Consider the following 12,251-nt stretch of genomic DNA (forward strand, 5'->3'; position numbering starts at 1 on the left):
GGCACCACTTGGCTTTTCCCAATAAAAAACCGCACCCCAAAGGCGCGGTTTTTGCCTGAAGCAGCTGGGCTATTCGGCGGCCAAACGCTCCAGCACATACGTCAGCACACCGCCGGCACGGTAGTAGGCAACCTCCATGCCGGTATCCAGGCGGCTGAGCAGCGCTATGGTTTTGGACTCTCCATTGGGATAATGGATCTGCGCCTGCAGCTTCTGGTTTGGCTTAAGCTCGCCATCCAGGCCGAGAATATCCACTGTCTCATCTCCAGTCAGGCCCAGAGTCTGACGGGTTTCCCCGGGCAGAAACTGCAATGGCAGCACGCCCATACCCACCAAGTTGGAGCGGTGAATACGCTCAAAGCTCTCCACTATGACCGCCTTGACCCCGAGCAACAGCGTACCCTTGGCGGCCCAGTCACGGCTGGAACCTGTACCATATTCTTTACCGGCAATAACCACACTAGCCTGCTTTCTGGCGCGATAGGCCATGGCAGCGTCATAGATAAAGCGCACCTCAGATTCGCCTTGCATCCGGGTAACACCGCCTTCATGCCCGGGCACCATCTCATTGCGGATACGGATATTACCGAAGGTACCGCGCATCATCACCTCGTGATTCCCGCGGCGTGAACCGTAGGAGTTGAAGTCCTTGTCAGCTACACCATGACCGCGCAGATAATCGGCCGCCGGACTGTTTTTGGGGATCACCCCGGCCGGGGAGATATGATCTGTGGTGACAGAGTCTCCCAATAGCGCCAGAATCGCGGCCCCCTTAATGTCATCCGCATTACCGCCGTATTCGGCTTCGAAGAAGGGCGGTAACTGAATATAGGTGGAGGCGGGATCGAAGGCATAGGTTTTGCCCGAGCCCGAGTCGATGGCGCGCCAGGCATCATCGCCATGAAACACATCAGCATACTGCTGCTGAAACAGGCTGCGACTCACCTTGCCCATTACAGCGGCTATCTCGGCATTGCTGGGCCAAATGTCTTTAAGGAAGACCGCTTTACCATCGCGTCCTTGGCCTATGGGATCGCGACTGAGATCGATACGGCTGGTTCCCGCCAACGCATAGGCGACCACCAGAGGAGGCGAGCAAAGCCAGTTGGACTCCACCAAGGGGTGGATCCGCCCTTCGAAGTTACGGTTACCGGAAAGCACTGAACCCACATGGATCTTCTGTTCGCTGACCGCCTTGGTGACCGCCTCCGGCAAGGGGCCCGAGTTACCTATACAGGTAGTGCAACCATAACCTACCAGGTTAAAGCCCAGGCTATCGAGTGCCGTTTGCAGTCCGGCCTGTTGCAGATACTGGGTCACCACCTTGGAGCCTGGGGCCAACGAAGTCTTGACCCAGGGCTTACGCTCCAATCCCAGTTCCACCGCCTTTTGTGCCAGCAACCCGGCTGCCAGCATCACCGCCGGATTGGAAGTATTGGTACAACTGGTAATGGCGGCAATCACCAAATCGCCATGGTGCATGGCAAGCTCGCTGCCTTCGAGTACAAACGCCTGCTCAAGCTCGCTGCGCCCCGAGAGACGAATGGCATCTTCGGCCGCCTGCTTGAGCTGACTGACGGCGACTCTGTCCTGGGGCCGCTTGGGCCCGGCCAGGCTGGGTTCAACACTGGCAAGATCCAGGCTCAGGGTATCGGCAAACTCGGGGGCGCTATCGCCAGTCTCTCGCCACAGCCCTTGCGCCTTGGTGTAAGCCTCCACCAAGGCAACCGTCTGTTCATCTCGGCCACTGAGGCGCAGATACTCCAGTGTCTGCGCATCCACCGGGAAGAAGCCACAGGTTGCACCATATTCCGGTGCCATATTGGCAATGGTGGCTCGGTCGGCCAGCGGCAACTGATCCAGGCCATCACCATAGAATTCGACAAATTTACCCACTACCCCCTGGCGGCGCAGCATCTCCACGACTCTGAGCACCAGGTCGGTGGCTGTAATGCCTTCACTGAGCTGCCCCTTGAGCTCGAACCCCACCACATCCGGGATCTGCATTGAGATGGGTTGCCCCAACATGGCCGCTTCGGCTTCGATACCCCCGACACCCCAGCCAAGTACCCCTAGGGCGTTGATCATAGTGGTGTGGCTGTCAGTGCCCACCAGTGTATCTGGATAGACCCAAGTGGCTCCTTCTTCGTCAAGCCCCTGCCAGACACCTTTGGCCAGATACTCGAGGTTTACCTGATGGCAAATGCCGGTACCCGGTGGCACCACGGAGAAGTTATCGAAGGCGCCCTGGCCCCACTTGAGAAATTGATAACGCTCGAAGTTGCGCTGCATCTCAATCGCCACATTGTCCCGATAGGCATCCGGATTGGCGAACTTGTCGATGCTGACCGAGTGGTCAATCACCAGATCCACCTTGGACAGAGGATTGATCTTTTGCGGATCACGCCCTTTGGCCACCAGCGCCGCCCGCATGGCGGCCAGGTCGACTATCGCCGGGACGCCGGTAAAGTCCTGCATTAATACCCGCGCCGGATGATAGGCGATCTCCTGCTGGCTGCCGCGGCCGCGCCCCTTGGCCAGCGCCTGCAGATCGTCGATATCACAATGGTCGGTATCCAGATGCCGCAGAATGTTTTCCAGCAGCACCTTGCAACTCTTGGGTAATGCGGCAACCTCGGCAATTTCCGCCAAGGGCCCTTCATTGAGGCTGTAGTATTGGAATGAGGTGTTTTTGACGGTCAAGGTGCGTTGCGCCTTGGCTTGATATTTGACTTTGGACATCACTTCTCTCCCTACGTTGAGGTACGCCATTCCGTGCAGAAGCTGGCTCACCGAGCGAGAATGAAAAGGTATGGAGGCAAGTAGGACAATGGAAAGTTCATCGGGATAAATCGACATTGGCCTGCGCCGTACAAGCACCTTTTCAACACGCCTCAGGGAAGCTTGTTGGAAAATCCACCTTCTATCGGGAATGGTATTAATCCTTGTCGTTCCAGCGACCAGCTTAAAGTATGCTCAAATAAGGTACAAGGGCAGCTGAGGCTGTCGAAGGATTTTTAAGTGTAATCTCAGTCACTTTGCGTTAGCTTAGGAGCAGGCACAAGCTGGGAGCGATACAGATGAAGAAACACAAGAATGAAGCGGCTCTGTTGAAACTGGCGTTGGAGATAGGTTTGGGATACTCGCTCAAGCGTGGCTTTGCCCCGCTTGGGGACAAGGTGCCGGAGAAAGAGAAAGTCGAGTGCGTCTATCGCCTCTTGGTGCAGGATAAACTGATAGGGCCATTGCCATCGGACAAGGAAGATGGCCCCAATATGAAACATAGGTTGGTAATGTGGATCAGCGGCAAGTTGCCCAAGGAGCATCCACTGCTACAGTAGCCGCAGCACTCAGGACTGCGGCGGTTCGATTCGGTTACGGCCATTGAGCTTGGCCTGATACAGGCGCTCATCAGCCTGACGATACACCTGGCGCAGCTCAGGTTTTGGCCTAGAGCTCGGCTCTGGTGACAAGGCTATGCCAATACTGACGCTTAGGCCCTGTGCTGTGGCCAAGTCCAGGGGCAGAGACTCAGCCGCCGCTCTGACAGACTCTGCCAGCCTCTGCGCCTCGGCCATGTCCACCACCGGCAGTAAGAGACAAAACTCTTCACCGCCGACGCGAAAAACATGCTCAGGGGACGGCACAAACTCCTGCAGTAGCCGCGCCAACTGCTGCAACACCCTGTCGCCGGCATCGTGGCCCAAATTGTCGTTAATCTGCTTGAAATGATCGACATCCACCAGCAAGAGTGCCAAACGCCCTGTTATCTGTTGCTGCAGTAGATTGAATACCGGTTCCAGATGCAAGCGGTTGTAGACAGAGGTCAGTGGATCCAGCGCCGCCATCAGTTGCAAACGTTCAACCATTTCGGCCCGCTTGCTCTCAAACACATGACTCATGATCCACAAAGTAGACAGACACAGACCCACGTTGATGAATAAGGAAAAATGCAGCTCCGACTCCAGCATAACCAGCCGCAGCAGCAATAAACTCATACCACCAAAGATAAATACCGCGTTAAAACCCACGCCCCAACGTTTACCCAGCAGCAGGTAAGAAAGCAGCGGAAAGATAAATAACCAGCTATAGAGAATTGAGCTCAAGCGCGCCTGCCAAATTCCCAGCAGCACGATGAAAAAGAGCAAAGACAGAAAGCATAACGACCACTCTTTCAGCCTGGAGGTTGTGGGCAAACGGTAGAGCAACAACAGACAGAAACCGGCCATGGCCAGTTCCATCAAAGACAGTAATGGCAACCCCATATACCAGTTAAAGCCACTGAACAGTACCCCGAGGCAAAAAATAGTCCATGCGCTGACTTTGAGCGCAACCCGACGGTACTCGGATTCGTCCGTCCATATCTGGCTGAGATCCACAAGCTTCCCCTTGAATTAATCAGGCAAATACTAACCCAAAGGGCCAACAGGGCAAAACAAAGGAAGGGGTATTGGCGGGATAAAAGAAACCCGGCACGGGCCGGGTAACTTTAGACTGCTTTGGCTTTTTTGTGGAACATCAGCTTCCAAAAACTCTGGGACTTGGCTTTGGCAGGCTTGGCCTTGTGTTCCTGAGTTTCAGTGGCGGTTTGCCACAGAGAGCTGACCCACAAACCTTGATAGGCTTTCATCGATTTTTCCTCTTTACTTGGGATGCTGATCAAATTAACGCCGCCATGACTATTAGTAAAATGAATTAATTCCATAGCGAGAATTCCAAATAAGCATGAACGTACCTATCAAGACCTTACACTGCTTTCTGACCCTGGTGGAAACCGGCAACTTTACCCGCGCCGCCGAGCAGCTGTACCTGACTCAGCCGACATTGAGCAAGATGATCCAACGTCTGGAGGAATCCCTGGATCAACAGCTCTTGATCCGCAGCAATCAGAAGGTAGAGCTCACTCAGGCCGGAGAGATATTCCATGCCAGCGCCTGCCAGATAATAGGTCAATGGCACAGAATGGAGCAGGACTTGAGTAACTTGAGTGGCCTCAAATCCGGCCACCTACGCCTCGGGGTCTGCCCCATGATGAGCAGTTTGACCATAGATCTGTTGACCGAGTTTCGCCGCACCTATCCGGCGGTCGAGTTGCAGATGCATGAATACGGTGGTTTTGGTTGCGAGCAGGCACTGCTGGCCGACACTCTGGACATCGCCTTCACGGCGCTGCCGGCCACCCATGGAGAGCAGCTATCTTCATCGCCGCTGCAGGGTTATCCGCTGAAGGTCTGCCTGCCGGTAGGTCACCCACTGACCAGCAAGCAGGCGATAGAATGGCGGGATCTGGCCGAGTATCCTTTCATTCTCTACAACGAGGACTTTTCACTGGCAAAGTTATTGACCCGCCTGAGCCGCGAAGCCGGGGTCACGTTGAATATCGCTTTTCGCAGTGGTCAATGGGACTTTCTCGGCGCCATGGTACAGGCCGGAATGGGGCTGGCGCTGCTGCCGGAGCCCATCTGCGACAAGCTCGGCGAGCAAACCCTCAGCTATCGGCCCATGGCGAGTGAAATCACCTGGCAGCTAGGGCTGATTTGGCGTAACAACCTACCCTTGACCCCGGCCGCCGAGGCCTTGGTTGCCCTCAGCCAAAAGGGCTTGTGAGCAGGCAAGCTATCAGCTTGCCTGTTCCTCATCGGTTGGGATCACCAGCACATTGCTGCGCACGCGCCGCAAGATCTGCTCGGCGGTATTGCCTATCACCCGTCCCATCAAGCCCTGGCGCTGACGAGCACCTATCACCAGATAGTCGCTCTTGAGCCTGCAGGACAACTGATACAGACAAAGATCCGGATCGCCGGCAATGATATGGATCTGTTCTTTGGGGAGCCCGGTCTGGTCCAGCATGGCCTGATGCTTACGCCAGGCCGACTTGACCATTTCATGCAGGTTGAGCACCTCGAGATCGCGGATCACCTTGGGTACCCGGATGATATGCGCCAGATGCAACTTGGCACCGCTGGCCTCGGCCAACTGGCGGCCATGTTGCAACACCAGTTGGTTGAGGCGCTGTTTTTGCTGGCTTCTGGCATCGAGATCCACCGCCATCAGAATACTTGACGCCTTCTTGATCGGATTGTCGCTGAGCAGCATCAAGGGCACCTTGGTACTGCGAATAAGATGCCAGTCGGTCGGCAGAAAGTGCTCGCTCTGGTGAACTGTCTTGACCACCATATCAAAACCATAGCGGCCGGCATGGTTGCTGACATGCTCGTAGAGATACTTGCTCCAGATGATATGCAGCGGTACATCTTCGGCATCCAACTCCTTGAGATGAGCCGACACCACGGCTTGCTTCTCCTTCATCAGCCGCTGCTGGGCGGCCCCGGCAAGCCGTGGGCTATAATAATCATCACCGGAAAAATATTCGTAGCAATAAGCAAATACCTGTGGTTGCTTACCTAGTAGTTCCGCTACTTCCAGTCCCTTGGCAATCGCATCAGTGTTAGCCTCTTCATGTTGTTCGATGATAAAAAGCTTACCCATTTGTTTTCTCCGGATTTTTCTGGTAATCGGCTATTTTTTAGACTCTAATCTGATGCAGAATAAACCATACTGATCCCGATCAACAATTGCACCTATGGGGGATACTCAATGTCGATAGATAGCCTGTTGATCGCCTTGTTCCTGATCTTGCTGTTCTCCCGGGTGCTGGGAGAGTGCTGTAACCGTATCGGTTGGCCGCCGGTGGTGGGGGAAATAGGTGCAGGCTTGTTGCTTGGCCCTTCAGTGCTGGGCTGGCTGGAGCCGACCCAGGTGCTGGCTAATATCGCCGAACTCGGGGTGATACTGCTGCTGTTTTCCATCGGCGCCGAAACCTCGATAAAACGCCTCTACAGCGCCGGGCGCCAGGTGGCGGCGGTGGCCGTTATCGGCATAGTGGCGCCGCTGCTGCTCACCGGCCTGGCCGCCTTTTACTGGCTGGAGCTGTCGCTGTTTGCCGCCCTCTTCTACGGCTGTACCCTAACAGCTACCAGCATAGGCATCTCCCTCAGGGTGCTAAGCGACAGTGGCCAGCAACAATCCAGTGCCGGTCATTTGATTCTGGGAGCGGCGGTATTCGACGATATTGCCGGGGTAATACTGCTCAGTTTGCTGTTCAACTTTGCCAGCGAAGGCCAGTTGGCACCGCTGGCAATTATCAAACTCTGTGGCTTACTGCTGCTGTTTCTGCTGCTGGCGCCGCCTCTTGGCAGAATGCTGGTCTATCTGCTGCGGGTATTCAGCTACCAGTCCCAGACACCCGGCTATGAAGCCGTGGTTATGCTGACACTGATCTGCCTGTTTGCCTGGCTGGCACACCTTTTCGGCGCTCCGGCACTGCTCGGCGGTTTTGCCGCCGGTTTGGCGCTATCAAGGCAGTTTATCTGGCCCTGGCAGAAGTATCTGCAAAACCCCTTTCCCTTTACCCACAAGCTGGAAAAATCGATGCAACCACTGACCGATGTGTTCGCGCCTGTGTTCTTTGTCTATGTGGGGATCAGCCTCGACTTGAGCCAGTTGAACCTCAGCCCCTACAGCCTGTTACTCTTGCTGGCGATGATACTGCTGGCATTTATCGGCAAGCTGGCGGCCGGTTTGGTAGTTAGCGGCACTTGGCGGCAAAAGCTGATAGTCGGCAGTGCCATGGTGCCCAGAGGTGAAGTCGGTTTGGTCTTTGCAGAAGTGGGGCGGCAGTTGGATATCATTCCGGCCAAGGTATTTACCGAATTGGTGTTGGTAATAGCCATCACCACCCTGCTCGGCCCCTTACTACTCAGACGCCTGTTGCCCAAGGAGGGCGAAGCATAAAAAGCCGCGCCATATGAGGCGCGGCATTTTCAGCTACCAGATAACTTCAGCTTACCGGCTCAGTTACCTTTCAGCTCTGTTTCGAGGAAGTCGGTCAGCGAACGGTACAGATGGGTGCGCACCTTATCGCCCCGCATCGAGTGCTTGGAGCCGGGGTAATCTATCATGCGGAACAACTTGCCTTCATCCTGCAGCGCCTTGTATACCCGGGTGCTATTCTCGAACAATACATTGTCATCGGCCATGCCGTGATACATCAGCAAGCCTGAACGATACTTGCTCACATAGGGGAAGACACTGCTGGCCTCGTAGCCCTTGGCGTTGTCGTCAGGATGGCCGAGGTAGCGTTCGGTGTAGTGGGTGTCGTACAAGGCCCAGTCGGTTACAGGGGCGCCACTGATGGCCGCCTTGAAGTAGTCAGGCGCCTTGAACAGGCTCATCAGCGCCATATAGCCGCCATAGCTGTGGCCATAGATGGCAATGCTGTCGGCCTTGACCCAGGGAAGGGTGCGCAGGAAATCGACACCTGTCTTCTGATCTTCCACTTCGGCCTCACCAAGATGGCGGTAGATTACCTGCTCGAAGGCCGTGCCTCTATGCGCCGAGCCCCGGTTATCCAACTGGAACACGGCAAAGCCCTGCTGCAACAGATATTGGGTGTAGTAATCCTGCTCACTCCAGCTATTGACCACCAACTGGGCGTGAGGCCCACCGTAAACCCGCACCACCACGGGGTATTTGGCCTTACTATCGAAATTCACCGGCTTGAACAGGCGGTATTGCAGCGCCTTGCCATCTTTGGCCTTGAGGGTGCCAAACTCGGGCAACTGCCACAGCCCGGCATAGTCATACAGAGGGTGTCCTGCCTTGACGGCGTTCTCTTCCACCCAAGCCAGATGCTCACCGCTTTGGTTGTGCAGACTCACCTGGGGAGGCTGCGACAGACTGTTGAAATAGTCGAGGTAAACAGACTCCTTATCGGCAAACACGGCATTGTGCATGCCGCCACGCCGGCTGATCCGTTCTATCTCACCGCCATTGAGGCTGACCCGATACAGATGGCGCTCGACCACACTGTCTTTACGGCCACTGAAATAAACCCAGCCCTGCTTTTCATCTAGGTGTTCTATCTCATCGACCGCCCATCTTCCCCGGGTCAGTTGCCGTTTGACCTTGCCCTTGTCATCAAACAGGTAGATATGGTTGAAGCCATCACGCTCGGATGCCCAGATAAAGCCGGGCTGCTGCTTGAGAAAATAGAGGTCGTGGTTGAGGTTAACCCAGGCATCGCTGCGCTCGGACACCAGAGTCACGGCGCCTTTGCCCTCGCGGCTGTCTACCTGGCGCAGATCCAACTGCTGCTGACTGCGATTCTGCCACTGGAACGACAAGTGCTTGCTGTCCGGCAGCCATTTCACCCGCGGCAGATAGATATCTTTCTCACTGCCGAGATCCATCCATTGGGTCTTCCCGGACGCCAGCGATACTACCCCCAGGGCAATCTCGACATTGGGCTTGCCGGCATAGGGATAACGCTGCTCGGTCAGCTTGATGCCATCGGCATAGATCTCATTGCGGGTCACCAGCTCTACACCCGACTCATCGATGCGGGTATAGGCGATGGCCGATTCATCCGGTGCCCACCAGTAACCTGTCATACGGTCCATCTCTTCCTGAGCCACAAACTCGGCCATGGCGTTCTTGATGGCCCCGCCACCATCCTGGGTCAGCGCAGTGAGCTTATGGTCTTTCAGCTTGAGAACATAGAGGTTTTGTTCGGCCACAAAGGAGACAAAATTGCCCTTAGGCGACAGTTTGGCATCTGTAGCAAAGGCATCCCCTGTCGGCAGCAGAGTCACCTTGGCATCGGCCAGGCTGAAGTAGTAGAGCTTGCCGGCCGCCGGGATCAGCAGTGCCTGACTGTCGTCGGCCCAGAAGTATTCCATGATCCCCTGGCCATACACTCGCTGCCGCTCGCGGCGGGCCTTCTCTTCATCGGAAAGTTCACCGGCTTCAAGCCTGGAGGCGTCCAACATCAAACTGACCTGGCCGGTGGCGACATCCATCTGCCAAAGATCGTAGAAATACTGATTGTCTTTACGGCCCGCCAGGTAAGTAACCCGCTTGCCGTCGGGAGACAGTTTCAGCCCTCGGGGACTGGCACCGGCCAGTGCCGGTGAAGAATAGAGACGCTCAACCGTCAAAGGGGTTTTGCCACCCTCCAGAGCGAAAGACTGGCCGGAGGCCAGTGTCAAAGGTATTGCCATAAGCGCCGAAGCCATCCAAGTTTTTTTCATTATTATTTCCGGAATTGTAGGATACAGGGGCTTTGGCATCCGGCCACAGCCCAAAAAACAGCCCTCATTCTGCCCCAATTGACAAGGGATCGGCAAACCCGTGCAATTGGCCGCTGAAATATCGCCGGTTCTCGGTTATGATCCTGTCCCAGAAAAAGCTCAGACCTCTTTTAAGGAAACAAGATGCAGACTCTGGCCCAAACCCTCAAACAGCAGGCTGTCAGCCCAGCCTTGTCCCAATTGCTCCTCACTCTGGCCCAAAGCTCAGTCGCCATCAGTCAGGCGGTAAGACACGGTGCACTGGCCGGTGTACTGGGCGCCACCACCCAGGAAAACGTTCAGGGTGAAACCCAAAAGAAACTGGATGTGATCACCAACGAAATGCTCAAAGATGCCCTCAAGGCCGAAAGCACAGTGCGCGCCCTGGCATCGGAAGAGGAAGATCATATTGTTGAAGTCGGTGACATCGGTGAGTTTCTGGTGTGTTTCGACCCACTGGATGGCTCTTCCAACATAGACATCAACTCACTAGTGGGCACCATTTTTTCTGTACTGCCGGCACCCGAGGGGGAGATCAGCGAGCAGAGTTTCCTGCAAAAAGGCAGCGAGCAACTGGCGGCTGCCTATGTGCTCTATGGCCCATCGACCATGCTGGCCCTGACCACAGGCCAAGGGGTACAACTCTTTACCCTGAACCCGGACAGCGGCGAGTATCTGTTGACCAATGAAGCAGTGAACATTCCCAAAGACACCGCCGAGTTCGCCATCAATATGTCCAACCAGAGATTCTGGGAAGCGCCGATGCAGACCTATATTGCAGATCTGCTGCTCGGCAAAATAGGCCCGAGAGAGAAGTCGTTCAACATGCGCTGGATTGCCGCCATGGTGGGCGATGTACACAGAGTATTGAGCCGCGGCGGCATCTTTACCTACCCAACTGACAACAAGAACCCGGATAAGCCCTACAAGCTGAGACTGATGTACGAAGCCAACCCTATGGCATTGCTGGTTGAACAGGCCGGCGGCAAGGCCAGCACAGGTTATCAGCGCATTCTCGACATCCAACCGGAGCAAATTCACCAGCGGGTAGCTGTCATCCTGGGCTCGGCCAATGAAGTCGATGCCTGCCTCGAGTACCATCAGCAGGATTACAGCGGCGAGCCTGAACTCTAAACGCCGCTTGGGGCTGCCGGGGTCGGCAGCCCTGAATTGACGGTACAATTCAAGGCCTGAGACAGATAGCCTGGGATGAACTGTTGGCAATTAGTCTTAAGACTGCGGCCTTTCATTGGCAAGCCGTCAAATCGCGCTATAATACGCGCCACACTGAACTTCAGGCCGGACCTGAAATAGATTAATACACAGTCTAAGGATACTTCCATGAGCTTAAATGCAGTGCCTGCGGGCAAATCCCTGCCAGATGACATCTACGTGATCATCGAAATCCCACAAAACCACGACCCTATCAAGTATGAAGTGGACAAGGACACAGGTGCCTTGTTTGTGGATCGCATGATGACTGCGCCTATGTTCTATCCTTGCAACTACGGCTATGTGAACCAAACTCTGAGCCTGGATGGTGATCCGGTAGACGTACTGGTTCCTACTCAGTACCCACTGCAGCCAGGCAGCGTTATCCGTTGTCGTCCAGTTGGCGTACTGAAAATGACCGACGAGTCAGGTGAAGATGCCAAGATTGTTGCCGTACCACACGAGAAGATCTCCAAAGAATACGGTCATATCCAGGATGTGAACGATCTGCCTGAGCTGCTGAAAGCCCAGATCAAACAGTTTTTCGAACACTACAAGGATCTAGAATCCGGCAAGTGGGTTAAAGTTGATGGCTGGGAAGATGCCGAAGCCGCCCGCGCCGAAATCCTGTCAAGCGCCGAGCGTTACAAAGGCTAAGTGGCCCTGTAACCCGAGGATAAGCATAAAAGCCAGCCAACTGCTGGCTTTTTTATTGGCATTTCACAGCTTCAAGTGCATGGGTTTAAGTGCATAGGTTTAAGTTGGTTACCAGGAAGAATCCCCCGCATATCAAGGCTCCGCTGCTCCCGAGTCATCAGCCCTATTCCATCCAGCTTTGGCCCAATTGATGGCCATTAGTGAAAACCGTCTCTCAGGGCCAAACTTCCAGACTACAGGCAATGAGTTTCA

10 protein-coding genes are annotated in these 12,251 nt (G+C 55.0%); 5 read left to right on the forward strand and 5 right to left on the reverse strand.

The window, feature by feature from the left end; all coding sequences use genetic code 11:
• Positions 1-69: 69 nt before the first annotated feature.
• Complete coding sequence (gene acnA, locus N512_RS0103510; RefSeq protein ID WP_028779423.1) at positions 70-2,742, reverse strand: aconitate hydratase AcnA; 2,673 nt, start codon at positions 2,740-2,742, stop codon at positions 70-72.
• 338 nt (positions 2,743-3,080) lie between these two features.
• Between acnA and N512_RS0103515 the strand changes: the two genes are divergently transcribed.
• Positions 3,081-3,341 carry a DUF5062 family protein gene (locus N512_RS0103515; protein ID WP_025008966.1) on the forward strand — a complete coding sequence of 87 codons (261 nt, stop codon included), beginning with the start codon at positions 3,081-3,083 and terminating at the stop codon, positions 3,339-3,341.
• Positions 3,342-3,350: 9 nt separating this feature from the next.
• On the opposite strand, the gene N512_RS0103520 is transcribed toward N512_RS0103515, so the two are convergent.
• Together N512_RS0103520 and N512_RS24315 are read right to left on the reverse strand one after the other, a co-directional pair.
• A complete protein-coding gene (locus N512_RS0103520) occupies positions 3,351-4,379 on the reverse strand; it encodes a GGDEF domain-containing protein (protein WP_028779424.1) in 1,029 nt (342 codons plus the stop codon).
• Between the two features lie 110 nt (positions 4,380-4,489).
• Complete coding sequence (locus N512_RS24315; RefSeq protein ID WP_156018842.1) at positions 4,490-4,630, reverse strand: hypothetical protein; 141 nt, start codon at positions 4,628-4,630, stop codon at positions 4,490-4,492.
• A 95-nt stretch (positions 4,631-4,725) separates the two neighbouring features.
• On the opposite strand from N512_RS24315, the gene N512_RS0103530 reads away from it, so the two are divergent.
• Positions 4,726-5,607 (forward strand): LysR family transcriptional regulator, encoded by an 882-nt coding sequence (locus tag N512_RS0103530; protein ID WP_025890103.1) that lies wholly within the window; start codon positions 4,726-4,728, stop codon positions 5,605-5,607.
• A 12-nt stretch (positions 5,608-5,619) separates the two neighbouring features.
• On the opposite strand, the gene N512_RS0103535 is transcribed toward N512_RS0103530, so the two are convergent.
• Positions 5,620-6,489 carry a universal stress protein gene (locus N512_RS0103535; protein WP_028779425.1) on the reverse strand — a complete coding sequence of 290 codons (870 nt, stop codon included), beginning with the start codon at positions 6,487-6,489 and terminating at the stop codon, positions 5,620-5,622.
• Positions 6,490-6,597: 108 nt separating this feature from the next.
• On the opposite strand from N512_RS0103535, the gene N512_RS0103540 reads away from it, so the two are divergent.
• Positions 6,598-7,794 (forward strand): cation:proton antiporter, encoded by a 1,197-nt coding sequence (locus tag N512_RS0103540; RefSeq protein WP_028779426.1) that lies wholly within the window; start codon positions 6,598-6,600, stop codon positions 7,792-7,794.
• Between the two features lie 59 nt (positions 7,795-7,853).
• Here N512_RS0103540 and N512_RS0103545 read toward each other — a convergent pair whose 3' ends face one another.
• Complete coding sequence (locus N512_RS0103545) at positions 7,854-10,091, reverse strand: S9 family peptidase (RefSeq protein ID WP_028779427.1); 2,238 nt, start codon at positions 10,089-10,091, stop codon at positions 7,854-7,856.
• A gap of 183 nt (positions 10,092-10,274) precedes the next feature.
• Here N512_RS0103545 and N512_RS0103550 point away from each other — a divergent pair, with 183 nt between their 5' ends.
• Together N512_RS0103550 and ppa are read left to right on the forward strand one after the other, a co-directional pair.
• Entirely contained in the window at positions 10,275-11,264 is a 990-nt protein-coding gene (locus tag N512_RS0103550) for a class 1 fructose-bisphosphatase (RefSeq protein WP_028779428.1), read from the forward strand.
• Positions 11,265-11,471: 207 nt separating this feature from the next.
• Positions 11,472-11,999: an inorganic diphosphatase gene (ppa, locus tag N512_RS0103560; protein ID WP_025008962.1), complete on the forward strand. Its 528-nt coding sequence runs from the start codon at positions 11,472-11,474 to the stop codon at positions 11,997-11,999.
• Positions 12,000-12,251: the final 252 nt, after the last annotated feature.

It is taken from the genome of Shewanella sp. 38A_GOM-205m (assembly GCF_000518445.1).
GTDB lineage: Bacteria > Pseudomonadota > Gammaproteobacteria > Enterobacterales > Shewanellaceae > Shewanella > Shewanella algae.